Annotated in this window: 28 protein-coding genes; 21 read left to right on the forward strand and 7 right to left on the reverse strand. The window is 70.4% G+C overall.

What is annotated here, in order from left to right; genetic code table 11:
- Positions 1–86: 86 nt before the first annotated feature.
- The 3 genes from ACFVYN_RS33570 to ACFVYN_RS33580 all read left to right on the forward strand — a co-directional run bounded on the left by ACFVYN_RS33570 (position 87) and on the right by ACFVYN_RS33580 (position 2754).
- Positions 87–1040: a heme o synthase gene (locus ACFVYN_RS33570; RefSeq protein WP_390005579.1), complete on the forward strand. Its 954-nt coding sequence runs from the start codon at positions 87–89 to the stop codon at positions 1038–1040.
- A 44-nt stretch (positions 1041–1084) separates the two neighbouring features.
- Positions 1085–1417, forward strand: coding sequence for a hypothetical protein (locus tag ACFVYN_RS33575; RefSeq protein ID WP_390005581.1), 333 nt, complete (start codon positions 1085–1087; stop codon positions 1415–1417).
- A 230-nt stretch (positions 1418–1647) separates the two neighbouring features.
- On the forward strand, positions 1648–2754 hold the full coding sequence (locus ACFVYN_RS33580) for an amidohydrolase family protein (protein WP_390005583.1): 1107 nt from the start codon (positions 1648–1650) through the stop codon (positions 2752–2754).
- Between the two features lie 187 nt (positions 2755–2941).
- On the opposite strand, the gene ACFVYN_RS33585 is transcribed toward ACFVYN_RS33580, so the two are convergent.
- From ACFVYN_RS33585 to ACFVYN_RS33600, 4 genes are read right to left on the reverse strand one after another with little or no spacing between them, the layout of a single operon-like run.
- Positions 2942–3964 (reverse strand): heme A synthase, encoded by a 1023-nt coding sequence (locus ACFVYN_RS33585; RefSeq protein WP_390005584.1) that lies wholly within the window; start codon positions 3962–3964, stop codon positions 2942–2944.
- 49 nt (positions 3965–4013) lie between these two features.
- On the reverse strand, positions 4014–4784 hold the full coding sequence (locus tag ACFVYN_RS33590; protein WP_390005585.1) for an ABC transporter permease: 771 nt from the start codon (positions 4782–4784) through the stop codon (positions 4014–4016).
- Positions 4781–5704: an ABC transporter ATP-binding protein gene (locus tag ACFVYN_RS33595; protein ID WP_390005587.1), complete on the reverse strand. Its 924-nt coding sequence runs from the start codon at positions 5702–5704 to the stop codon at positions 4781–4783. The genes ACFVYN_RS33590 and ACFVYN_RS33595 overlap by 4 nt, the downstream gene beginning before the upstream one ends.
- Before the next feature lie 10 nt (positions 5705–5714).
- Positions 5715–6572 carry an aminoglycoside N(3)-acetyltransferase gene (locus tag ACFVYN_RS33600; RefSeq protein ID WP_390005589.1) on the reverse strand — a complete coding sequence of 286 codons (858 nt, stop codon included), beginning with the start codon at positions 6570–6572 and terminating at the stop codon, positions 5715–5717.
- A 160-nt stretch (positions 6573–6732) separates the two neighbouring features.
- On the opposite strand from ACFVYN_RS33600, the gene ACFVYN_RS33605 reads away from it, so the two are divergent.
- The 8 genes from ACFVYN_RS33605 (at position 6733) to ACFVYN_RS33640 (ending at position 13299) form a co-directional block, all read left to right on the forward strand.
- Complete coding sequence (locus ACFVYN_RS33605) at positions 6733–7476, forward strand: helix-turn-helix transcriptional regulator (protein WP_390005591.1); 744 nt, start codon at positions 6733–6735, stop codon at positions 7474–7476.
- Positions 7473–8894, forward strand: coding sequence for a Fe-S cluster assembly protein SufB (sufB, locus tag ACFVYN_RS33610; RefSeq protein WP_390005593.1), 1422 nt, complete (start codon positions 7473–7475; stop codon positions 8892–8894). Before ACFVYN_RS33605 ends, sufB begins: the two co-directional genes overlap by 4 nt.
- A gap of 61 nt (positions 8895–8955) precedes the next feature.
- On the forward strand, positions 8956–10137 hold the full coding sequence (gene sufD, locus ACFVYN_RS33615) for a Fe-S cluster assembly protein SufD (protein WP_390005595.1): 1182 nt from the start codon (positions 8956–8958) through the stop codon (positions 10135–10137).
- The gene (locus ACFVYN_RS33620) at positions 10137–10457 is read left to right on the forward strand and encodes a non-heme iron oxygenase ferredoxin subunit (protein ID WP_390005597.1); all 321 of its coding nucleotides are present in this window, start codon (positions 10137–10139) and stop codon (positions 10455–10457) included. Before sufD ends, ACFVYN_RS33620 begins: the two co-directional genes overlap by 1 nt.
- Before the next feature lie 7 nt (positions 10458–10464).
- Positions 10465–11229, forward strand: coding sequence for a Fe-S cluster assembly ATPase SufC (gene sufC / locus ACFVYN_RS33625; RefSeq protein WP_390005599.1), 765 nt, complete (start codon positions 10465–10467; stop codon positions 11227–11229).
- On the forward strand, positions 11226–12482 hold the full coding sequence (locus ACFVYN_RS33630; protein ID WP_390005601.1) for a cysteine desulfurase: 1257 nt from the start codon (positions 11226–11228) through the stop codon (positions 12480–12482). The genes sufC and ACFVYN_RS33630 overlap by 4 nt, the downstream gene beginning before the upstream one ends.
- Positions 12483–12499: 17 nt before the next feature.
- Positions 12500–12970: a Fe-S cluster assembly sulfur transfer protein SufU gene (gene sufU / locus ACFVYN_RS33635; RefSeq protein WP_352390547.1), complete on the forward strand. Its 471-nt coding sequence runs from the start codon at positions 12500–12502 to the stop codon at positions 12968–12970.
- Positions 12967–13299 carry a metal-sulfur cluster assembly factor gene (locus ACFVYN_RS33640; protein ID WP_390005603.1) on the forward strand — a complete coding sequence of 111 codons (333 nt, stop codon included), beginning with the start codon at positions 12967–12969 and terminating at the stop codon, positions 13297–13299. Before sufU ends, ACFVYN_RS33640 begins: the two co-directional genes overlap by 4 nt.
- 64 nt (positions 13300–13363) lie before the next feature.
- Here the strand turns inward: ACFVYN_RS33640 and ACFVYN_RS33645 are convergent, their stop codons facing one another.
- Positions 13364–14176, reverse strand: coding sequence for an AbfB domain-containing protein (locus ACFVYN_RS33645; RefSeq protein WP_390005605.1), 813 nt, complete (start codon positions 14174–14176; stop codon positions 13364–13366).
- A gap of 215 nt (positions 14177–14391) precedes the next feature.
- Here ACFVYN_RS33645 and ACFVYN_RS33650 point away from each other — a divergent pair, with 215 nt between their 5' ends.
- Both ACFVYN_RS33650 and ACFVYN_RS33655 read left to right on the forward strand, forming a co-directional pair.
- The gene (locus ACFVYN_RS33650) at positions 14392–14712 is read left to right on the forward strand and encodes a DMT family transporter (protein ID WP_390005607.1); all 321 of its coding nucleotides are present in this window, start codon (positions 14392–14394) and stop codon (positions 14710–14712) included.
- A complete protein-coding gene (locus ACFVYN_RS33655; RefSeq protein WP_390005609.1) occupies positions 14712–15269 on the forward strand; it encodes a TetR/AcrR family transcriptional regulator in 558 nt (185 codons plus the stop codon). The genes ACFVYN_RS33650 and ACFVYN_RS33655 overlap by 1 nt, the downstream gene beginning before the upstream one ends.
- A 65-nt stretch (positions 15270–15334) precedes the next feature.
- Here ACFVYN_RS33655 and ACFVYN_RS33660 read toward each other — a convergent pair whose 3' ends face one another.
- Entirely contained in the window at positions 15335–15496 is a 162-nt protein-coding gene (locus ACFVYN_RS33660; protein ID WP_390005611.1) for a hypothetical protein, read from the reverse strand.
- Here ACFVYN_RS33660 and ACFVYN_RS33665 point away from each other — a divergent pair.
- From ACFVYN_RS33665 to ACFVYN_RS33680, 4 genes are all read left to right on the forward strand, one after another.
- Positions 15488–15712, forward strand: coding sequence for a hypothetical protein (locus tag ACFVYN_RS33665; RefSeq protein WP_390005613.1), 225 nt, complete (start codon positions 15488–15490; stop codon positions 15710–15712). The two genes, ACFVYN_RS33660 and ACFVYN_RS33665, sit on opposite strands and share 9 nt — an antisense overlap.
- A gap of 107 nt (positions 15713–15819) precedes the next feature.
- The gene (gene dapD / locus ACFVYN_RS33670) at positions 15820–16809 is read left to right on the forward strand and encodes a 2,3,4,5-tetrahydropyridine-2,6-dicarboxylate N-succinyltransferase (RefSeq protein ID WP_390005615.1); all 990 of its coding nucleotides are present in this window, start codon (positions 15820–15822) and stop codon (positions 16807–16809) included.
- A gap of 148 nt (positions 16810–16957) precedes the next feature.
- Complete coding sequence (locus ACFVYN_RS33675; protein WP_390005617.1) at positions 16958–17527, forward strand: SigE family RNA polymerase sigma factor; 570 nt, start codon at positions 16958–16960, stop codon at positions 17525–17527.
- Complete coding sequence (locus tag ACFVYN_RS33680; protein WP_390005619.1) at positions 17524–18747, forward strand: WD40 repeat domain-containing protein; 1224 nt, start codon at positions 17524–17526, stop codon at positions 18745–18747. The genes ACFVYN_RS33675 and ACFVYN_RS33680 overlap by 4 nt, the downstream gene beginning before the upstream one ends.
- On the opposite strand, the gene dapA is transcribed toward ACFVYN_RS33680, so the two are convergent.
- Positions 18748–19638 (reverse strand): 4-hydroxy-tetrahydrodipicolinate synthase, encoded by an 891-nt coding sequence (dapA, locus tag ACFVYN_RS33685; protein ID WP_390005620.1) that lies wholly within the window; start codon positions 19636–19638, stop codon positions 18748–18750.
- A 152-nt stretch (positions 19639–19790) separates the two neighbouring features.
- Between dapA and ACFVYN_RS33690 the strand changes: the two genes are divergently transcribed.
- From ACFVYN_RS33690 to ACFVYN_RS33705, 4 genes are read left to right on the forward strand one after another with little or no spacing between them, the layout of a single operon-like run.
- The gene (locus tag ACFVYN_RS33690) at positions 19791–19919 is read left to right on the forward strand and encodes a hypothetical protein (protein WP_390005622.1); all 129 of its coding nucleotides are present in this window, start codon (positions 19791–19793) and stop codon (positions 19917–19919) included.
- Positions 19916–20611 (forward strand): hypothetical protein, encoded by a 696-nt coding sequence (locus ACFVYN_RS33695; RefSeq protein ID WP_390005624.1) that lies wholly within the window; start codon positions 19916–19918, stop codon positions 20609–20611. The genes ACFVYN_RS33690 and ACFVYN_RS33695 overlap by 4 nt, the downstream gene beginning before the upstream one ends.
- Before the next feature lie 51 nt (positions 20612–20662).
- The gene (locus tag ACFVYN_RS33700; protein WP_390005625.1) at positions 20663–21082 is read left to right on the forward strand and encodes a phage holin family protein; all 420 of its coding nucleotides are present in this window, start codon (positions 20663–20665) and stop codon (positions 21080–21082) included.
- Positions 21079–21579, forward strand: a complete 501-nt coding sequence (locus ACFVYN_RS33705) for a DUF3618 domain-containing protein (RefSeq protein WP_390005627.1) — start codon at positions 21079–21081, stop codon at positions 21577–21579. Before ACFVYN_RS33700 ends, ACFVYN_RS33705 begins: the two co-directional genes overlap by 4 nt.
- Positions 21580–21621 lie beyond the last annotated feature (42 nt).

Consider the following 21621-nt stretch of genomic DNA (forward strand, 5'->3'; position numbering starts at 1 on the left):
TATGGGCAACGTCTACAGTGGCGTGGTACGCGCGAGCTTTACCGGTACTTCACACGGGTGGGGCTTGCTGGGATGTCTCTGTAGGGGTGTGCGTGACGGCCGTCGAATCCCGTCCAGCCGGAGTGCTGGGGGAGAGCAAGAGCTCTGGTCACCGGCCGTTCGGGGCCCGTGTCAAGGCATTCGTGGCGCTGACCAAGCCCCGGATCATCGAGCTGCTGCTGATCACCACCGTGCCGGTGATGTTCCTGGCGCAGCAGGGTGTGCCGGACCTGAAGCTGGTCCTGCTGACCTGTGTCGGCGGCTACCTCTCGGCGGGCGGCGCCAACGCCCTCAACATGTACATCGACCGCGACATCGACGCGCTCATGGACCGCACCTCGCAGCGTCCCCTGGTGACCGGCATGGTGTCGCCGCGCGAGTGCCTCGCCTTCGGCATCACGCTGGCGGTCGTCTCGACGCTGCTGTTCGGCCTCACCGTCAACTGGCTGAGCGCCTGGCTCTCCCTCGGAGCGCTCCTCTTCTACGTCGTCGTGTACACGATGATCCTCAAGCGCCGTACCTCGCAGAACATCGTGTGGGGCGGCATCGCCGGCTGTCTGCCGGTCCTCATCGGCTGGTCGTCCGTCACGAACTCCATGGCGTGGGCGCCGGTCATCCTCTTCCTCGTCATGTTCTTCTGGACGCCGCCGCACTACTGGCCGCTGTCCATGAAGGTCCGTGAGGACTACGCGCGTGTGGGCGTGCCGATGCTGCCGGTCGTCGCCTCCAACAAGGTCGTCGCCAAGCAGATCGTCCTCTACAGCTGGGTGATGGTCGGGGTGTCGCTGCTGCTGCAGCCGCTCGGCTACACCGGCTGGTTCTACTCGGTGGTCGCACTGCTCGCGGGCGGCTTCTGGCTGTGGGAGGCGCACGGCCTGCAGAACCGGGCCAGGGCCGAGGTGACGGGCGCGAAGCTCAAGGAGATGCGGCTGTTCCACTGGTCGATCACCTATGTGTCCATCCTCTTCCTCGCGGTGGCGGTCGACCCCTTCCTGAGGTAAGGGTCACGTCGCCGACCCCTCTACCCGTCGGTAGCATCCTGGTCATGGCAGACACGCAGCAGGTTGACGCGAAGGCCGAGCGCAAGGTCGCCCGGCTCGCCAAGCAGATCAGCGCCTTCTCCAAGGAGCACGGCGGCGCCGAGGGCCAGCTGGCCTACGTCGGCGAGCGCGGCGCCCGGATCGTCCTCGTCGGCGAGGACGGCGGCTGGGGCGACCTGATGGCCCCCTCGTACGAGATCGCCGAGAAGGCCGTCGAGAAGTCCGGCATCACCGTGCACGAGGAGTTCGACGGCGAGTTCGCCGCGAAGGTGAAGACCGGGCCGTACGAATGGACCCGGATGGCGGGCATCCAGGTCGGCGGCCCCTCGAACGACTGACCAACGCGCCCCGAAAGGGCGCGGGGCTGTATCGGCGTGCGGTTCCGCCGCGTGGGCGTCTCCAGCCACGACGGTCCCGCAGTCGCGCGAAGGCCGGCGTGGTCCCTCAGCGTGGGCGAACGGCTCAACCCGCGGCGCGCTTCGCACGGGGTGTGTGACAGCAACACCTGACGCCTGGTTCACCCGTTAGGACCTGTAGCAAGCGCACAGTCCTGCCACGGGGAGCCCGGATGATCGAAACGCCGTCCCTCGTGGACCAGTACTGCCACGGCGTACTGCGGACGGAGCTGGGTCTCGGCACCTTCGAGGCCCAGCTGGCCCGCACCGAGGGCCCGCCCGCCCCGGGGACCACGCTGTTCGACACCCAGACGGGTTTCGCCGTACGGCGCTGGTGCCCGCCCCTGCTCGGCCTGGAACCGCACTGTCCGCCCGCCCGCTATCTGGCCCGGCGCCGTGAACTGGGCGTACTGGAGGCGGGCCGCAGACTGCTCCGCGGCAGCGGCATCACGACCTATCTGGTCGACACCGGACTGCCCGGCGACCTCACGGGACCCACCGAGCTGGCCTCCGCCGCGGACGCCGAGGCCCGCGAGATCGTGCGCCTGGAACTCCTCGCCGAACAGGTCGCCGACACCTCGGGCACCGTCGAGTCCTTCCTCGCCAACCTCGCCGAGTCGGTGCACGGAGCCGCCGCGAGCGCGGTCGCCTTCACCTCGGTGGCGGGCGTACGGCACGGACTCGCGCTCGCACCCGAGCCGCCGGGGCCCGGAGAGGTGCGCGGCGCGGCGGGCCGGTGGCTTGCGGGCCGCAGGGTGGGCGGCGAGCTGTCCGACCCCGTCCTGCTACGACACCTGCTGTGGATCGCGGCCGCCTCCGGCCTGCCCCTCCAACTGCACGCCGGGCTCGGCGAACCGGGCCTGCGCATCGACCGCACCGACCCCGTCCTGCTCACCGACTTCGTCCGGGCCACCGCGGGCCTCGGCACCGACCTCGTCCTGCTGCACAGCTACCCGTACCACCGGCACGCCGCCCATCTCGCCGGAGTCTTCCCGCACGTCTACGCCGACTCCGGCGCCGCCCTCGTGCGCACCGGTGCCCGCGCGGCGACCGTCCTCGCGGAGATCCTGGAACTGGCCCCCTTCGGCAAGATCGTCTTCTCCAGCGGGGCCCACAGCCTGCCCGAACTGCATGTCGTGGGCGCCCGCCTGTTCCGCGAGGCGCTGGCCCGGGTGCTGGGCGGCTGGGTCACGGAGGGGGCATGGTCGCTGGCCGACGCGCAGCGGGTGGCGGGGCTGATCGCGGCGGGCAACGCGCGCAGGGTGTACGGGCTGGAGTGAGCTGTCCAGGACGGGGCCGGTGCAGACCGACGTGTTGCTGGACCGCTTCCTGGCCGACCTGGCCCCGCTCGCTCTGTCGCCGTCCGGGCCCACGGTTCGCCGGCCGGCGGCACTGCCAGGACGGCCCCCGCCTGCCGCACGCGCGGCCGACGGGTGGGCGCAACGCCGGGCCCGGGGTGACGCGGAGCTACCTGGGACCGGCGATCGACGAACCGGTGGCGGCGTACGACTGGGCGGGAACCTCGGACGGTTCCCCCTCGGACCGCTCCCGCAGGGACAGCAGGACGCGCAGGACCCCGATCCACACCAGGGCCGAGCCGAGCATGTGCAGGCCGACCAGGAACTCGGGCAGGCCGGTGAAGTACTGGACGTAGCCGATGACACCCTGGGACAGAAGGATCAGGAACAGGGCGCGGGTGCGGTGCAGGGGGGCCTTGGGGGCGTCGACCGCCTTGAGGATGAACCACAGGGCGAAGGTCAGCGACACCACGATCCAGGCCAGCACCGCGTGCACCTTGGCCACCGTCTCCCAGTCCAGGTGCATCCGCTCGACCTCGCTGGAGTCACCCGCGTGCGGTCCGGCGCCCGTCACGACCGTGCCCACCAGGATCAGCAGGGCGGCGGCGGCCACCATGAACCACACCAGCTGCTGCACCGGCCTGCCGACCAGCGGACGGGGTGCCGAGTCGCCCTCGCGGGTGCGCTGCCACATCACCGCGGCGACCGTGATCAGGGCCGTCGTGGCCACGAAGTGCGCCGCGACGGTGTACGGGTTGAGACCCACGAGCACGACGATGCCGCCGAGGATCGCGTTGCTCATCACGATCCAGAACTGCGCCCAGCCCAGCCGGGTCAGGCTGCGCCGGTACGGCTTCTCGGAGCGCGCGGCGATGATCGCCCACCCGACGGCGGCGCACAGCACGTACGTCAGCATCCGGTTGCCGAACTCGATGGCGCCGTGGATGCCCATCGCACTGGTGGTGGTCAGCGAGTCGTCCGTGCAGGTGGGCCAGGTCGGGCACCCGAGTCCCGACCCGGTCAGCCGCACCGCCCCGCCGGTGACCACGATGACCACCGCCATGACGAGCGCGGAGAGAGCCGCCCGCTGAACCGTCCGGGAAGTCGGGGTCCAGCGTGCGGCGATGAAGGCGAGCGGGTTGCGGACGGCCGCTACGGCGTCGGCGCGGGTCAGGTTCGGCACGCTTTCCATCGTAGGGGGCCGCTTGTGCACGCGTTCACGAGGGCCCCCTCTCTCACCCCTACTCCCAGCGGAAGAAGCGTCCCGCCAGGGCCAGACCCGCCGCGGCCCACACCGCCAGGATCCCCAGGTCGCCCCAGGGCATCCCGGTCCCGTGCTGCAACACGTCCCGCAGGCCGTCCGACAGGGCCGTGATCGGCAGCAGGCTCAGTGCGTCCTGGGCGCCTGAGGGGAACTTGGACAGGGGGACCACCACTCCGCCGGCCACCAGCAGCAGGAGGAAGACCAGGTTGGCCGCGGCCAGGGTCGCCTCCGCCTTCAGGACGCCGGCCATCAGGAGGCCGAGGCCGGAGAATGCCGCCGTGCCGAGGATCAGGAGCAGCAGGACGGCGAAGGGGTTGCCGTGCGGGGACCAGCCCAGCGCGAAGGCGATCACCGTCAGGAGGATCACCTGGAGGATCTCCGTCACCAGGACCGACGCCGTCTTCGCCGTCATCAGGCCCCAGCGGGGCAGCGGGGAGGAGGCCAGGCGCTTCAGGACGCCGTAGCGGCGCTCGAAGCCGGTCGCGATCGCCTGCCCTGTGAACGCCGTGGACATGACCGCGAGGGCGAGGACGCCGGGGGTGAGGAAGTCCACGGCCTTGCCCCGGCCCGTGTCGATGATGTCCACCGAGCTGAACAGGACCAGCACGAGGGTCGGGATCACCACCGTCAGCAGGAGCTGCTCGCCGTTGCGCAGGAGCATCTTCGTCTCCAGGATCGCCTGGGTCGCGATCATGCGTCCCAGAGGTGCCGCGCCCGGCTTCGGGGTGTACATACCGGTGGCCGTCACGCGCGCAGCTCCTTGCCGGTCAGTTCCAAAAAGACGTCTTCCAGGGTGTGCCGTTCCACCGAGATCTTCTCCGGCATCACGCCGTGCTGGGCGCACCAGGACGTCACCGTCGCCAGCAGCTGGGGGTTGACCTTGCCCACGACCCGGTAGGAGCCGGGCGTCAGTTCGGCCGCCGAGCAGTCCGCCGGGAGGGCCTTGAGCAGCGAGCCCACGTCGAGCCCGGGGCGGCCCGTGAAGCGCAGGGTGTTCTCCGCGCCGCCCCGGCACAGCTCCTCCGGGGTGCCCTGGGCGATGACCTTGCCACCGTCGATGATCGCCACGTCGTCGGCGAGCTGCTCGGCCTCGTCCATGTAGTGCGTGGTGAGGACCACCGACACACCGTCCGCGCGCAGGTCGCGGATCAGGTCCCAGGTCGCGCGGCGGGCCTGCGGGTCGAGCCCGGCGGTCGGCTCGTCCAGGAACACCAGTTCCGGCCGGCCCACGACGGCCATGGCGAGAGCCAGGCGCTGCTGCTGACCGCCGGACAGCCTGCGGTACGTCGTCCTGCCGCAGCTGTCCAGGCCCAGACGCTCGATCAGCGCGTCCACGTCGAGCGGGTGCGCGTGCAGTCTCGCCATGTGCCGCAGCATCTCGTCGGCCCGGGCGCCCGAGTACACGCCCCCGGACTGAAGCATCACGCCGATCCTCGGGTGCAGCTCACGGGCCTGCCGCACCGGGTCGAGGCCCAGGACCCGTACCGTGCCGGAGTCCGGCTTCCGGTATCCCTCGCAGGTCTCGACCGTCGTCGTCTTGCCGGCCCCGTTGGGCCCGAGTACGGCGGTCACGCCCGGCCCGGTGACCAGGTCGAGGCCGTCCACGGCGGTCTTCGTGCCGTACCGCTTCACCAGGGCGTGGACCTGGACCACGGGCTCACTTCGCATGGGCCCGAGTCTAGGTTCGCCGCCCGCGCCGCAGTCGGGCGGGTGCAGGATCTCCACCCGGCGCATGTCCGGGAACGTCCTCCCGTGAGCGGTGCAGCGCCAGCCAGCGCTGCGCGTACCGCACGGCGTCCGCCACCGGGAACAGCCGTACGTCGGCCGCGCCCGCCTTTCCCCGTACGACGACGCCGCTGTCCCGCTCGAAGTCGTACCCGAGTTCGTCGAAGCGGTCCGAGGTGATCGAGACCTCGGTGACCACCTCCCAGCCGTCCGGTCCGGGGCGGCCGACCCTCACCAGGGGGGTCGGGACGCGGTACTCGGCGAGATGGAAGCTCGTGCAGGTGTCGTAGCCCGCGCCGAGGAGCAGCACACGCGCGTGGAGGGCCTCCAGGCGGGCCAGCGGGCTCTGCTCGCCGAGACGGCAGTCGGGGGCGTGGCCGTCGAGCACGTCACGCGCGCGTGGACCCAGCGCCGCGAAGGAGATCTGCGGGTGCGCGCTGCGCAGGGCGCCGGGCCAGGTGCGGACGGTCTCCGGGATCACGCCGACCCCGCGTGAGGGCGTGACGAGGGGGTCGTAGGCGGGCATGGTCGCCCGGATCGTGTCCCACCAGTCCTCGGGCACCGGCGGGTTGCCCCAGACGGCCGGGTCGGAGAGGTCGCCGGTCTGGGTCGGGACCACGAGCGTGCCGTCCGGCCCGAGGGCGTCGAGCAGCCCTTGAACCACCGCGACCGGGCCCCCGCAGACCCAGCCGAGGGAGCTCAGGGAGGAGTGCACGAGCAGGATCTCGCCGCTTCTGACACCCAGCTCGCGCAGGTGCGCGGCGAGGGTGTCGCGAGTGACAAGTGGGCCGGTGGGAGGTGGTATCGGCATCCTCGCGAGTGTTCCCGACAGGACCGCCGAACGCCACCCGTTTGATCGATCAAAGATCGTTTCCCCAGGTCAGGTTAGGAGTACCTAAGTGACGCAGGGCACCGTGCGTCGCGGTGGACGCGGCTTGCCCGGTCCTGAGGAATTACGCAACAATGGCGTTGTGAAAAACGTCGGCGAGGCTCGGGAGACCCCCACGGGGGCCCCTCAGGAGGAGCTCGCGACCGGTGAGCGGTCCACCCGCAACCGCGTCGCGCGATCCATCCTGGACCACGGCCCGTCGACCGTCGCCGAGCTGGCCGGACGGCTGGGGCTCACCCAGGCGGCCGTACGACGTCATCTGGACGCGCTGGTGGCCGACGACGTCGTGGAAGCGCGGGAGCAGCGGGTCTACGGCGCGCGGACGCGCGGCCGCCCCGCCAAGGTCTTCGCGCTCACCGACTGCGGCCGGGACGCCTTCGACCAGTCGTACGACAAGCTCGCCGCGGACGCCCTGAGCTGGATCCAGGAGCGCTTCGGCGGGGACGAGGCGGTCGTCGCCTTCGCACGCGCGAGGATCGCCGCGCAGGCCGAGGAGTACCGCAAGGTCATCGAGGCCGCGGCCCCCGAGGAGCGCACCGAAGCCCTGGCCAAGGCCCTGAGCGCGGACGGGTACGCTGCTACGGCGCGCAGCGCACCGGTCGGCGAGCAGCTCTGCCAGCACCACTGCCCGGTGGCCCATGTCGCGGAGAAGTTCCCCCAGCTCTGTGAGGCGGAGACCGAGATCTTCTCCCAGCTGCTCGGAACGCACGTCCAGCGACTGGCGACCATCGCGCACGGCGACGGCGTCTGCACGACGTTCATCCCCAAGATTTCCCACATGTCTGATCACGCATCTGCAAGCACGGCCGGGAGGAACCCCGCATGACTCTCCCCACGGAGACTGCCCACCCCGAGCTCGAGGGCCTGGGCAAGTACGAATACGGCTGGGCCGACTCCGACACGGCCGGCGCTTCCGCGCGGCGCGGTATCAACGAGGACGTCGTCCGCGACATCTCCGCGAAGAAGAACGAGCCGGAGTGGATGACCAAGCTCCGCCTCAAGGGTCTGCGCCTGTTCGGCAAGAAGCCCATGCCGAACTGGGGCTCGGACCTCTCCGGCATCGACTTCGACAACATCAAGTACTTCGTGCGGTCCACGGAGAAGCAGGCGGAGTCCTGGGAGGACCTGCCCGAGGACATCAAGAACACGTACGACAAGCTCGGCATCCCCGAGGCGGAGAAGCAGCGCCTCGTCGCCGGTGTCGCGGCCCAGTACGAGTCCGAGGTCGTCTACCACCAGATCCGCGAGGACCTGGAGGAGCAGGGCGTCATCTTCCTGGACACCGACACCGCTCTCAAGGAGCACCCGGAGCTCTTCAAGGAGTACTTCGGCACCGTCATCCCGGTCGGCGACAACAAGTTCGCGTCGCTGAACACCGCGGTGTGGTCCGGCGGCTCCTTCATCTACGTGCCGAAGGGCGTGCACGTCGAGATCCCGCTCCAGGCCTACTTCCGTATCAACACGGAGAACATGGGCCAGTTCGAGCGGACCCTGATCATCGTCGACGAGGGTGCCTACGTGCACTACGTCGAGGGTTGTACGGCGCCGATCTACAAGTCGGACTCGCTGCACAGCGCGGTCGTCGAGATCATCGTCAAGAAGAACGCCCGCTGCCGTTACACGACCATCCAGAACTGGTCGAACAACGTCTACAACCTGGTCACCAAGCGCGCCGTGGCGTACGAGGGCGCGACCATGGAGTGGATCGACGGCAACATCGGCTCCAAGGTCACGATGAAGTACCCGGCCGTCTACCTGATGGGCGAGCACGCCAAGGGCGAGACCCTGTCCATCGCCTTCGCGGGCGAGGGCCAGCACCAGGACGCCGGCTCCAAGATGGTCCACATGGCGCCGAACACCTCCTCCAACATCGTCTCCAAGTCGGTGGCGCGCGGTGGCGGCCGTACCTCCTACCGCGGTCTGGTGGAGATCGGCGAGGGCGCCCACGGCTCCAAGTCCAACGTGCTGTGCGACGCGCTGCTCGTCGACACCATCTCCCGCTCCGACACGTACCCCTACGTGGACGTCCGCGAGGACGACGTGTCCATGGGCCACGAGGCGACCGTCTCCAAGGTCTCCGAGGACCAGCTCTTCTACCTGATGAGCCGTGGTCTGAGCGAGTTCGAGGCGATGGCGATGATCGTGCGCGGCTTCGTCGAGCCCATCGCGAAGGAGCTGCCGATGGAGTACGCGCTGGAGCTCAACCGGCTGATCGAGCTGCAGATGGAAGGCGCGGTCGGCTGACCCCGCCCCCTTTCGGACACAGCTAGCGAAACTGACGTAGGAAGAGAGCAGACCGACAGCCATGGCTGAGGCTACGAATATCCCGGTGGGGTCCACCACCGCCGGCCAGATCGCGGTGGCCGCCGAGTCGACCGTCGCCACGCGCATGAGCGCGCCCCCGTCCTTCGACGTGGCGGACTTCCCGGTCCCCCACGGCCGCGAGGAGGAGTGGCGGTTCACGCCGCTGGAGCGCCTGCGCGGGCTGCACGACGGCACCGCGGTCGCCACCGGCGGCGGCGTGAAGGTCGACATCACGGCGCCCGAGGGCGTGGTGATCGAGACCGTCGGCCGCGACGACGCCCGGCTCGGCAGGGCCGGCACCCCGGTGGACCGCATCGCCGCCCAGGCCTACTCGGCGTTCGAGAAGGCCGGCGTGGTCACCGTCCCCAAGGAGACGGTCCTCACCGAGCCGATCCGCATCGCCGTGCACGGCGAGGGCGGGGTCCGCTACGGCCACCAGGTCGTGGAGCTCGGAGCCTTCGCCGAGGCCGTCGTCGTCATCGACCACACCGGTGACGCCGTACTCGCCTCCAACGTCGACTACATCCTGGGCGACGGCGCCAAGCTGACCGTCGTCTCCGTCCAGGACTGGGACGACAAGGCCGTGCACGTGGCCCAGCACAACGCGCTGATCGGCCGGGACGCCACCTTCAAGTCGTTCGTGGTCACCTTCGGCGGCGACCTCGTCCGGCTGCACCCGCGCGTCTCCTACGCCGGCCCCGGCGGCGAGGCCGAGCTGTTCGGCCTGTACTTCACGGACGCCGGCCAGCACCAGGAGCACCGTCTCCTGGTCGACCACAACACCCCGCACTGCAAGTCGAACGTGGCCTACAAGGGCGCGCTCCAGGGCGAGGGTGCCCACGCGGTGTGGATCGGTGACGTGCTCATCGAGGCCAAGGCCGAGGGCACCGACACCTACGAGATGAACCGCAACCTCGTCCTCACCGACGGCGCCCGGGTCGACTCCGTGCCGAACCTGGAGATCGAGACCGGCGAGATCGTCGGCGCCGGGCACGCGAGCGCGACCGGCCGCTTCGACGACGAGCAGCTCTTCTACCTGATGGCCCGTGGCATCCCGGCCGACGAGGCCCGCCGCCTGGTGGTCCGCGGCTTCTTCGCCGAGCTCGTCCAGCAGATCGGTGTCGACGACATCGAGGAGCGCCTTCTCGTGAAGATCGACGAGGAGCTGGAGGCCACCGTCTGATGGCCGCCTTCGTACGCGCCTGTGGGCTGAGCGAGCTGGAGGAGGACACCCCGAAGCGGGTGGAACTCGACGGCACGCCGGTCTCGGTCGTCCGCACCGAGGGGGAGGTGTTCGCCATCCACGACATCTGCTCCCACGCGAACGTCTCGCTCTCCGAGGGCGAGGTGGAGGACTGCCAGATCGAGTGCTGGCTGCACGGCTCCAGCTTCGACCTGCGCACCGGCAAACCGTCCGGCCTTCCCGCGACGCGCCCCGTCCCCGTATACCCCGTAAAGATCGAAGGGGACGACGTGCTCGTCTCCCTCAACCAGGAGTCCTGAGGCACCCATGGCAACGCTTGAAATCCACGACCTGCACGTCACCGTCGAGGCCGACAACGCCACGAAGGAGATCCTCAAGGGCGTCGACCTCACCGTGAAGCAGGGCGAGACGCACGCCATCATGGGCCCCAACGGCTCCGGCAAGTCGACGCTCGCCTACTCGCTCGCGGGTCACCCGAAGTACACGATCACCAGCGGCACCGTCACCCTCGACGGCGAGGACGTCCTGGAGATGTCCGTCGACGAGCGCGCCCGCGCGGGCCTGTTCCTGGCGATGCAGTACCCGGTCGAGATCCCCGGCGTCTCGGTCTCCAACTTCCTCCGTACGTCCGCCACCGCCGTCCGCGGCGAGGCCCCCAAGCTGCGCACCTGGGTGAAGGAGGTCCGGGAGACCATGGAGCGTCTCCACATGGACCCGGCCTTCGCCGAGCGCAACGTGAACGAGGGCTTCTCCGGCGGTGAGAAGAAGCGCCACGAGATCCTCCAGCTGGAGCTGCTCAAGCCGAAGGTCGCGATCCTCGACGAGACGGACTCCGGCCTCGACGTCGACGCCCTGCGGGTCGTCTCCGAGGGCGTCAACCGCGTCCGCGAGACCGGCGAGGTCGGCACCCTGCTGATCACGCACTACACGCGCATCCTGCGCTACATCAAGCCCGACTTCGTCCACGTCTTCTCCGGCGGTCGCATCGTCGAGTCCGGCGGCGCCGAGCTCGCCGACAAGCTGGAGAACGAGGGCTACGAGGCATACACGAAGGGTGGCGTATCAGCGTGACGCAGTTGCCGGGCCTCCTCGACACCGAGGCGATCCGCAAGGACTTCCCGATCCTGGACCGCCTGGTCCACGACGACCGGAAGCTCGTGTACCTGGACAACGCGGCGACCTCGCAGAAGCCGCGCCAGGTGCTGGACGCCATGAGCGAGTACTACGAGCGGTACAACGCCAACGTCCACCGCGGTGTGCATGTGCTCGCCGAGGAGGCCACGGCACTGTACGAGGGCGCGCGCGACAAGGTCGCCGAGTTCATCAACGCGCCCTCGCGCAACGAGGTGATCTTCACCAAGAACGCCTCCGAGTCGCTCAACCTCGTGGCGAACATGCTGGGCTGGGCGGACGAGCCCTACCGCGTGGACTCCGAGACCGAGATCGTCATCACGGAGATGGAGCACCACTCCAACATCGTGCCGTGGCAGCTGCTGGCGCAGCGCACGGGCGCGAAGCTGAAGTGGTTCGGGCTGACCGACGACGGCCGCCTCGACCTGTCCAACATCGACGAGATCATCACCGAGAAGACGAAGATCGTCTCCTTCGTGCTGGTCTCCAACATCCTGGGCACGGTCAACCCGGTCGAGGCGATAGTGCGCAGGGCACAGCAGGTCGGTGCCCTGGTCTGCATCGACGCCTCGCAGGCCGCGCCGCACATGCCACTGGACGTACAGGCCCTGCAGGCCGACTTCGTGGCCTTCACCGGTCACAAGATGTGCGGGCCGACGGGCATCGGCGTGCTGTGGGGCCGGCAGGAACTCCTCGAGGACCTGCCGCCGTTCCTCGGCGGCGGCGAGATGATCGAGACCGTGTCGATGCACTCGTCGACCTACGCTCCCGCGCCGCACAAGTTCGAGGCGGGCACCCCCCCGATCGCGCAGGCGGTCGGTCTGGGCGCGGCCATCGACTATCTCCAGGCCATCGGCATGGACAAGATCCTCGCCCATGAGCACGCGCTGACCGAGTACGCGGTCCAGCGCCTGGCGGAGGTCCCCGGCCTCAGGATCATCGGCCCCACCACGGCCGAGGACCGGGGCGCGGCGATCTCCTTCACGCTCGGCGACATCCACCCGCACGACGTGGGCCAGGTCCTGGACGAGCAGGGCGTCGCGGTCCGGGTCGGACACCACTGCGCGCGGCCGGTCTGCCTGAGGTACGGAATTCCCGCGACCACGCGAGCGTCGTTCTATCTGTACTCCACTCCGGCCGAGATCGACGCACTGGTCGAGGGGCTGGAGCACGTACGGAACTTCTTCGGCTGACGGGAACGGGCTATCGCATGAAGCTGGACTCGATGTACCAGGAAGTCATCCTGGACCACTACAAGCACCCGCACGGGCGTGGTCTCAGGGATGGCGACGCCGAGGTGCACCACGTGAACCCGACGTGCGGCGACGAGATCACCCTCCGTGTGAAGTACGACGGCACGACGATCGAGGACGTCTCCTACGAGGGCCAGGGCTGCTCGATCAGCCAGGCCAGCGCCTCCGTACTGAACGATCTGCTGGTCGGCAAGGACCTGGCGGACGCGCAGCGGATCCAGGAGACCTTCCTCGAGCTGATGCAGTCCAAGGGCAGGATCGAGCCCGACGACGCGATGGAGGAGGTGCTGGAGGACGCGGTCGCGTTCGCCGGTGTCTCCAAGTACCCGGCCCGGGTCAAGTGCGCCCTCCTCAGCTGGATGGCATGGAAGGACGCGACGGCCCAGGCGCTGGACGCCGGAGCCGACGCCGAAAGGAAGACGGCATGAGCGAGAGCCTTGAGATGAAGCCGGCCTCGGAGGAAGAGGTCCGCGAGGCGCTGTACGACGTCGTCGACCCCGAGCTGGGCATCGACGTCGTCAACCTCGGCCTGATCTACGGCATCCACATCGACGACGCGAACATCGCGACCCTCGACATGACCCTGACCTCGGCGGCCTGTCCGCTGACGGACGTCATCGAGGACCAGGCCAAGTCCGCCACGGACGGCCTCGTCAGCGAACTGCGCATCAACTGGGTGTGGATGCCGCCGTGGGGACCGGACAAGATCACGGACGACGGACGCGAGCAGCTTCGGGCGCTCGGGTTCAACGTCTGACAGACGCCCGCGAAAAGCGGCGGCACCTTCCGGGTGCCGCCGCTTTCCCGTGCTCGGACGCGGCTCAGGCCAGGCCGTCCACCAGCTGGAACGACGAGTCCGACAGGAACTGCGAGCTGTACTCGAAGCGTTCCAGGCGGATCACGAAGTTGTTGTGGCGCAGGAAGTAGCCGGGGTAGTTCACCGACTCCAGCATCTTCGTGCCCGAGTAGGCGGCGTCCCGGGCGCAGAACGTGGCGTCCTGCCGGAAGAGGGAGGAGCCGTCGTCGCGGTCGGCCCGCAGGACGAAGTTGCGGTGGCGCAGGTACTTGCCGTCATGGGTGGCGAAGGAGTAACACGAGGCGTTCGCCAGGCCCTTGACCTGCTTGAAGGTGGAATCCTCGCGGGATTCCGAGCCGCGGACCGGGTCCAGGCCCACATAGCCGTCGTCCACGTGCCAGTAGCGGTCGGGGTAGTTGACCGAGCGGACCGAGCGGTAGGTCACGGAGGGCTTCGGCTTGGACGAACTGCCCTTGGAGACCGTGGGCTTGGGCCGCTTCGGGGTCGCTGTGACCGTCACGGTGGGTTCTGCGCCCTGCTGCCGGGGGCCCCGGGGAGTGGGGGACACCGAGGAGAGGCCGCTGTCGCCCTGCGGGGCGACGGTCGTCGCGGGCTGCGAGGAGAAGGAGATCAGGCCTCCCTCGTCCCGTGCGGTTTTTGACGAATCGTCACCTCTGTTGTCGGTGGCGGCTATCGCCGCGACACAGGCAACGATCGTGGCCACCGCCAGCGCCCCGGCGAGATAGAGCCGTCTGGTGCCGGGCGTGCGGGAGGTGTCCAACGTCCAGCCGTTCTCCCAGGGGCGGTTCTGGGGCGGCCGGGACTTCTCTTCGGGCATGCGCTGTTCCTCCGGCGCGGCGCGAGGCGACGTGCCGCTGCTGTGGTGGCGCGGTATGTGAATGGTGAAACACAAGTGGTTCGGAGGAACACTAGTGGTTACCGGCGGTCCCGAGCAGCCCTTTGAACCGGCCGGTTTCCACATTCCTCGCTCAGCGGGCTCTCGGCCCGCCCGCAAGCGGCGACGGCGACCCGCCGTTATGTACGCTCGTACACATGGGATACCTGCTGCTCGCCGGAGCCATCGCCGCCGAGGTCGGAGCGACCACGGCCATGAAGTACACCGAGGGCTTCAGCCGGCTCGGGCCCTCGCTGCTGACCGTGCTCGGGTACGTCCTCTCCTTCGCGCTGCTCGCCCAGACGCTGAAGACGGTGTCGGTCGGCACCGCCTACGCGATCTGGGCCGGAGCGGGCACCGCGGCCATCGCCGCGATCGGGATGGTCTTCCTCGGGGAGGGGATGACGGTCACCAGGGCCGCCGGGATCGCGCTGATCATCGTGGGCGTCGTGGTCCTGAACCTGGGCGGGGCGCACTGATGGCCCGGCGGCACGACCCCGAGCGCCGGCAGCGGATCATCGACGCGGCCATCCGGGTCGTGGGGGAGAAGGGGCTCGCGGGACTCAGCCACCGCAGCGCCGCCGCCGCGGCCGACGTGCCGCTCGGATCGACGACGTACCACTTCAAGAGCCTCGACGAGCTGATGGTCGCCGCGCTGCGCCAGGCCAGCGAGGGCTTCGCCAAGGCGGTCGCCGCGCACGGCGCCCTGGACGACCCCGGCGGTGACCTGGCCACCGGCCTCGCCCGGGTCCTCGGCGACTGGCTCGGCGGCGACCGCACCGGCGTCGAGCTGGAGTACGAGCTCTACCTCGCCGCCCTGCGCCGCCCCGCCCTGCGCCCCGTCGCCGCCGAGTGGGCCGACGACCTCGCCGAACGCCTCGCCCGCCGCACGGACCGGGTCACGGCACGGGCGCTGGTCGCGCTGCTGGACGGGATCTGTCTCCAGGTGCTGCTGACGGGGACGCCGTACGACGAGGAGTACGCGCGGGAGGTGCTGGCGCGGGTGATCCCGGCGGGGATGCGGGCGAGGCGGTGAGACTGTCGCGCCGTCCGCTCGCCGGGCGAGATGTACCCGGTCCTGGTCGCGCTGCCCGCCGACGCTCAGAAGGCGCTGCGGGCGTTGCGCGAGAAGAACGCCGTCGCCGACCCGAAGAGGGTGCCGAAGGCGGCGAACGACTGCACCGGGACCAGCGTCCTCCGGAGCGCCGACGTGCGCTCTGCCGGGCGCTCGCGACCCTGCCGGGCGGCACGGTGGTGGACCACGTCGTCGAGACCACGGCCGGACGCCGGGCCATCGCGCTCGACCACCACACCCGGAACGGCTGTCCGGGAACCGAGGAGACACTGTGGGGCCAGTGGCTGCTCGACCCGCAGATGTACCGCGTGATCGGGATGCGCATGCTCACCGGCGAGAAGGTCGCCGGCGGCGACTCCCTCATCGCCACAGCCGTCGTCGCCCCGGCCGGTGACCGCGGTTGACCCACTGACCGGCGGCCCGCACCACAGGGCAGTGCTCGCCGCCCACCACCCGAGACGCCCCGCGTACGGGTTCGCGTCCCGCCGCCTGCGCCGGTTAGGTTTCCCCCATGACCGACACGACTGCTCCGCGCACCACCGGCGCCATCGCCGCAGGCCTCGCCACCGTCACCGCCGACGGCACCGTCCTCGACACCTGGTTCCCCGCTCCCGAGCTCTCCGCCGAGCCCGGCCCGGCCGGCACCGAGCGGCTCTCTGCCGACAGGGCCGTGGAACTGCTCGGCGAAGGCGCCGCCAAGGCGATCGGCCCGGACGCCCGCCGTGGCGTCGAGGTGATCGCGGTCCGCACGGTCATCGCCTCCCTCGACGACAAGCCGCTCGACACGCACGACGCCTACCTGCGCCTGCACCTGCTCTCGCACCGTCTGGTCCAGCCGCACGGCCAGAGCCTGGACGGCATCTTCGGCCTTCTGCCCAACGTCGCCTGGACCTCGCTCGGCCCGGTCGCCGTCGACGAGATCGAGAAGGTGCGCCTCAACGCGCGCGCCGAGGGCCTGCACCTCGCTGTGACGAGCGTCGACAAGTTCCCCCGCATGACGGACTACGTGGCCCCCAAGGGCGTCCGCATCGCCGACGCCGACCGGGTCCGCCTCGGCGCGCACCTCGCCGCGGGCACCACCGTCATGCACGAGGGCTTCGTCAACTTCAACGCGGGCACGCTCGGCACCTCGATGGTCGAGGGCCGCATCTCCGCCGGTGTCGTGGTCGGCGACGGCTCGGACATCGGCGGCGGCGCCTCCACCATGGGCACCCTCTCCGGCGGTGGCAACGTCCGCATCACCATCGGCGAGCGCTGCCTGATCGGCGCCGAGGCGGGCGTCGGCATCGCGCTCGGCGACGAGTGCGTCGTCGAGGCCGGTCTCTACGTCACCGCGGGCACCCGGGTCACCATGCCCGACGGCCAGATCGTCAAGGCCCGCGAGCTCAGCGGCGCCTCGAACATCCTCTTCCGCCGCAACTCGGTCACCGGCACGGTCGAGGCCCGCCCGAACAACGCGGTCTGGGGCGGCCTCAACGACATCCTGCACAGCCACAACTGACGCGCCGCGCCACCGAAAGTCGCCGCAGAGGACGAAATTCCTCCGCGGCGACTTTTTTGCGTGGGGGTGGCATAGCGGCGGCTGCCCGCACGCGTCACAAGGGTCGGAGGGGCGGCGCACCGGCGTCGCCGGGGAAGAGAAGGTGACGATGAATGCCGAAGGGCTGGAGAGTTTCCGGGACTTCGTGGACAGCAGGTCGTCCGCTCTGCTGAAGACCGCCGTGCTCCTGTGCGGGGGAGACCGGCACGCCGGTGAGGACCTGCTGCAGAACGCCCTGGTGAAGGCGGCCGGGCGGTGGCAGAAGATCGACGAACCGGAGGCCTACGTACGGCAGGTCCTCTACCGCCAGCAGGTCAGCCGCTGGCGGCTGAAGTGGCCCAGGCGGGAGGTGAGTGTCGCCGAGCCGCCCGAACCACCGGGCACCGGCGAACCCGGCCCCGACACCGCCGCCGCGGCCGAACTGCGCCTCGTCATACGCCAGGCCCTCTCCCGGCTCACCGCACGCCAGCGCACCGTGCTGGTGCTGCGCTACTTCGAGGACCTGCCCGAGGCCGACGTGGCCCGCCTCATCGGCTGCTCCGTCGGCACCGTGCGGTCCACCACCCACCGTTCGCTGGCCCGGCTGCGTCAGCTCGCCCCCGAACTCGCCGGCCTCGGGCCCGCGGAGGCCGAGCGGTTCGACGCCCGTGACTACTCGCCCGTGGAGGTGCGTCCGTGAACGTCGACGACATCGTGCGCGACGCACTGCGCGAACAGGCCGCCCAACAGTCCCCGGCGGCAGCGGGATTCGCCGACCGGGTGTTCGCCGTCCGGCGCCGCCGCAACCGCAGGATCACGGCCGCCGCCGTCACCGCGGCCGCCGTGATCGCCGTCGGGGTGGCGGTGCCGCTGCTGGACTCCGGCAAGCAGGACGTGCGCCCCTCGGGCGGCGGTGGGGTCGTGGTGGAGAAGAAGACCAGGGCGCACCCCGACCAGTCCCCGCCGCGCGAGGAGATCTCCGTCGGGGGCACGACCCTGGCCGGGTACTCCATCCCTGAGACGGTCAGGAAGACCCCGGAGACCGCCGTCTACCGGCGCGCCTACTACCTCCTGAACCCGAAGACCGGCAAGTACGCCAAGGCCGCGGACTGGTCCTGGGTGGCTGTCGCCCCCGGCGCGAAGACCGCCGCCGTCCTCGAAGCGGACCTGCCCGCCTCCCGGATCGGCCTGCTCGACCTGACCACCGGCAAGGTCGAGCGGTGGATCCCGGTCGACCACGGCGTCGGCGGACTCGCCTTCTCCCGCGACGGCCGCAAGCTGGTCGCCACGACGTACACCAAGAACCCCGATCTGCGGATCAAGATGCAGGGCTCCGACGGCTGGGACCAGGACTGGACATCGAGCCGCAGCGGCTTCTACGTCCTCGACGTGGCCTCCGGGGAGGGCGCCTGGAGCGAGGTGAGACTCGCCGCCGGCGACGGCAGGCCCGGGGGCGCCATCCTCAACGCCCGCCAGGACTTCGCCCTCACCGAGGACGGCCGGCACGTCTGGGCCGGGAACCCCATGGGGGACATCGGCAAGGAGTTCTGGGACCTCAAGGGCGCCAAGGTCCCCACGCCTGCGCAGGACAAGTACCTGGAGTGGTTCGTCGACGCGGGCAGGTCGCCGAACGGCGAGCTCGTCGCCGGTGACTTCGCGGGCAAGAAGTGGAAGACCTCCTCCTGGGTCCTCGACGCCATGACCGGCGCCAAGACCGAGGTGCGCGGGCAGCAGCTGCTCGCCTGGGTCGGCAACAAGCAGCTCATCGCCTGGGACATCGGCAGGAACGACAAGAGCGAGTTCCATCAGCGGCTCGTCCTGGTCACCCTCGGCAGCGAGAAGGAGGTCCCGCTCAGCGGGTTCCGCGAGGGCAACGACGGGGACGCCGGGCGCTGGGAGCCGCTGTTCGCCCAGCCCTGATCAGGCGGCCACGAGACGTTCGTACTCCGCCAGCAGCCCGTCGGCCGTCTCCCGGTCGGCTGGCCGCAGCGGGGCACGGACCGGGCCCGCGGGCAGACCGAGCGCGTCGAGGAGGGCCTTGGCGGTGACCGTGCCGGGCAGGCCCGCCGACATCATCGCCTCGATCAGCGGCGTGGCCCGTTGTTGGAGGCGGGCGGACACGGGGGTGTCGCCCGCCTCGAACGTGTCCAGGATCGCGCGGAGTTGGGCCGGGACCACGTTGGCCACCGTGCTGACGTACCCCGTCCCGCCCACCGCGTACAGGGCGAGGATGTGCTCGTCGCAGCCCGCGTAGTACGCCAGCTCCGTGCGGTCCAGGACCTTCTGGGCGCCCAGGAAGTCGTAGGAACAGTCCTTGACCGCGACGATCCGGGGGTGCTCGGCGAGCCGGATCATCGTCTCGGGTTCGATGCGGGTGCCGGTGCGGCCCGGGATGTCGTAGAGCATGACGGGCAGTGCGCAGGCGTCCGCGATCTCGCGGAAGTGTGACTCCAGCGCGTCCTGCGGCGGCCTGCTGTAGTAGGGGCTGACCACCAGCACCCCGTCCGCGCCCGCCTTCTCGGCGGCGAGGACCAGCTCCACGGTGTGCCGGGTGTCGAAGGTGCCCACCCCCGCCACCACCGACGCCCCCGCGCCCACCGCCTCCCGCACCGCCGTCACCAGGGCCGCCTTCTCCGCGTCCGTCGTGGTCGGCGACTCACCCGTCGTGCCGGACAGCACGAGGCCGTCGCAGCCCTCGGCCACCAGGCGTGCGGCCAGCCGCTGAGCGCCGTCGAGATCGAGGGCGCCCTCCTCGGTGAAGGGGGTGATCATGGCGCACAGGGCGCGGCCGAAAGGGGCTGAAGTCGTCATGGCAGCAGTCTCGGCCCACCGACGGTGAAGCTCCACTTAATTCTCCTACCAGGCAATGTGAAGGCTTGCTACGGCGTCCTGGGTGGCCCTATGGGCATTGCGGCCCTCATGGGTCACCATGGCGAGAAGGACCCCTTTGTGTGGGAGGCGTCATGAAGCTCGGCAAGGCACTGGCCACCGGAGTCGCCGAGGAGCGGCCGCAGAACCAGGACGAGGAGCTCGAACTTCCGGAGGAGATCAAGGAACTGAAGGCCCCCGAAGAGGTTCCGGCGGCCCGATGAGACTGCGGCTTCCGGAGGAACGACCGACGGAGCCGCCGACCGGATACAAGATCGCCCACCCGGTGCTGTCCCAGGACGGCACCCGGGCCGGGTTCACCGGTGTGTCGCTCGGCGGCGCGCGGCCGTACGGAGTCCTGGCCGACGCGTCCTGTGTCTACGGCCTGCGGCACCGGGCACCGAACCGCCGCTGCGACTGCGGCTTCCACTGTGTGCACGACCGCGCGGCGGCCGAGGCACTGCTGTGCACGGCCGAGCACCGCACGGCCGTCCTCCTCGACGTCCTGGTCCTCGGCCGCTACCTCCGCTTCGAGCGCGGCTTCCGCTACGCCCGGCAGCGGGTGCGGACCGCCACCGTCGGCCCCTGCGCCTGCGGCACGGTCGCGGCGGCCCTCGCCGACGCCGGCTGGGGCAGACCCGGCTGGCGGGCCCTGACCCCCTCCTGTGCGGGCTGCCTGCGCGGACGTACGGCCGTCTCGCTCGCCGGGTTCGCCCGGCTGGCCGGTGAGGGGCTGCGGGTGGTGGCACGGCCGGCCGCCGTCCTCACGGAGGGTGATCCGGATCTGCCCGAGGGGCTCGGAGTGCCCGAACTCGCCGCCGAGGCAGCCCTGTTGCAGGCCCGGCTCGACTGGTTCCAGAGCCAGCTGGCCCGGCTCGGACAGCGCGGCCCGGATGGCGGGCCGCAAGGAGGGTAGCGGGGGCCGGGCCGGGTACCCGGACGTTCCGACCGAGAGGAGGCGGAACACGTGACCGGAACCACGGCCCCCAGGCCGGTGCACGACGAACATCACTCCGTGGGCGAACTCGTCGGACAGGCCACCGAACAGGTCTCCCGGCTGGTACGGCAGGAAGTCGCCCTCGCGAAGGAGGAGCTGGCCGAGAAGGGCCGGCGGGCCGGAAAGGGCGGCGGGCTGCTCGGTGCCGCCGGCGCCTTCGCCTACGCGGGGCTGCTCGCCCTGGCCGGAACGGCCACCGCCGCTCTCTCACTGGTGCTGTCGGTGTGGGCCTCGGCGCTGATCGTGACGGCTGTGCTGTTCGTGATCGCGGCGGTGCTCGCCGCCGTCGGCCGCGCCCAGCTGCGCCGTGCCACACCCCCGACGCCCGAGGAAGCCCTCGGCAGCGTCAAGGCGGACGTCGAGGAGATCAGGGAAAGGGCGCACCGATGACCGACAGGACGGGCGGCGAGCCCCCCGTGACGGGAGCGAAGGGACCCGAGGAACTGCGGCAGCAGATCGAGCGGACCCGCAGCGAACTCGGCGACACAGTGGAGGAGTTGGCAGGAAAGATGGACGTGAAGGGCCGTGCGCGGGCCCGTGCGGCGGACCTCAGGGACAAGGCGGGCGCGATGACCGTGCAGCTGCGCAGCAGCGCGGCGCAGGCCGGTCACACCGTGCACGACAAGGCCACGCACGCCGGTCACAAGGTCCAGGACCGGGCGGCGAAGACGGGTCACCGGGTCCAGGACCGGACGCAGCGGGCGGGCCGGATCACCCAGGGCAAGGCCGCTGAGACGAGTGCCGAGCTGGAGCGCAGGGCGGAGCACGTGCCCGGGCCGGCCCGGCCGCTGGTCTTGGCGGTGGTACGGAATCCTCGGCCGGTGCTGATCGTCGGCGCGGCTCTGGCCGCGATCGTCGTCGTGTCGTGGCGGTACCCGAAGAAGTAGGCCCCGAAGAAGTAGGCCTCTGTACGCCGGAGGCCCGACGTG

Source organism: Streptomyces sp. NPDC058307 (genome assembly GCF_042880295.1).
GTDB lineage: Bacteria > Actinomycetota > Actinomycetes > Streptomycetales > Streptomycetaceae > Streptomyces.

Excerpts from the sequence above, each read along its gene's own strand:
- ACFVYN_RS33620 (WP_390005597.1), top strand. The coding sequence starts at position 10,137 with ATGGCCGCCTTCGTACGCGCCTGTGGGCTGAGCGAGCTGGAGGAGGAC.
- ACFVYN_RS33595 (WP_390005587.1), bottom strand. The coding sequence starts at position 5,704 with ATGCGAAGTGAGCCCGTGGTCCAGGTCCACGCCCTGGTGAAGCGGTAC.
- ACFVYN_RS33575 (WP_390005581.1), top strand. The coding sequence starts at position 1,085 with ATGGCAGACACGCAGCAGGTTGACGCGAAGGCCGAGCGCAAGGTCGCC.
- ACFVYN_RS33655 (WP_390005609.1), top strand. The coding sequence starts at position 14,712 with ATGGCCCGGCGGCACGACCCCGAGCGCCGGCAGCGGATCATCGACGCG.
- ACFVYN_RS33695 (WP_390005624.1), top strand. The coding sequence starts at position 19,916 with ATGAGACTGCGGCTTCCGGAGGAACGACCGACGGAGCCGCCGACCGGA.
- ACFVYN_RS33645 (WP_390005605.1), bottom strand. The coding sequence starts at position 14,176 with ATGCCCGAAGAGAAGTCCCGGCCGCCCCAGAACCGCCCCTGGGAGAAC.
- sufD (WP_390005595.1), top strand. The coding sequence starts at position 8,956 with ATGGCTGAGGCTACGAATATCCCGGTGGGGTCCACCACCGCCGGCCAG.
- sufB (WP_390005593.1), top strand. The coding sequence starts at position 7,473 with ATGACTCTCCCCACGGAGACTGCCCACCCCGAGCTCGAGGGCCTGGGC.
- ACFVYN_RS33690 (WP_390005622.1), top strand. The coding sequence starts at position 19,791 with ATGAAGCTCGGCAAGGCACTGGCCACCGGAGTCGCCGAGGAGCGGCCG.
- ACFVYN_RS33585 (WP_390005584.1), bottom strand. The coding sequence starts at position 3,964 with ATGGAAAGCGTGCCGAACCTGACCCGCGCCGACGCCGTAGCGGCCGTC.
- sufU (WP_352390547.1), top strand. The coding sequence starts at position 12,500 with ATGAAGCTGGACTCGATGTACCAGGAAGTCATCCTGGACCACTACAAG.
- ACFVYN_RS33580 (WP_390005583.1), top strand. The coding sequence starts at position 1,648 with ATGATCGAAACGCCGTCCCTCGTGGACCAGTACTGCCACGGCGTACTG.
- ACFVYN_RS33705 (WP_390005627.1), top strand. The coding sequence starts at position 21,079 with ATGACCGACAGGACGGGCGGCGAGCCCCCCGTGACGGGAGCGAAGGGA.
- ACFVYN_RS33650 (WP_390005607.1), top strand. The coding sequence starts at position 14,392 with ATGGGATACCTGCTGCTCGCCGGAGCCATCGCCGCCGAGGTCGGAGCG.
- dapD (WP_390005615.1), top strand. The coding sequence starts at position 15,820 with ATGACCGACACGACTGCTCCGCGCACCACCGGCGCCATCGCCGCAGGC.
- sufC (WP_390005599.1), top strand. The coding sequence starts at position 10,465 with ATGGCAACGCTTGAAATCCACGACCTGCACGTCACCGTCGAGGCCGAC.
- ACFVYN_RS33675 (WP_390005617.1), top strand. The coding sequence starts at position 16,958 with ATGAATGCCGAAGGGCTGGAGAGTTTCCGGGACTTCGTGGACAGCAGG.
- ACFVYN_RS33640 (WP_390005603.1), top strand. The coding sequence starts at position 12,967 with ATGAGCGAGAGCCTTGAGATGAAGCCGGCCTCGGAGGAAGAGGTCCGC.
- dapA (WP_390005620.1), bottom strand. The coding sequence starts at position 19,638 with ATGACGACTTCAGCCCCTTTCGGCCGCGCCCTGTGCGCCATGATCACC.
- ACFVYN_RS33600 (WP_390005589.1), bottom strand. The coding sequence starts at position 6,572 with ATGCCGATACCACCTCCCACCGGCCCACTTGTCACTCGCGACACCCTC.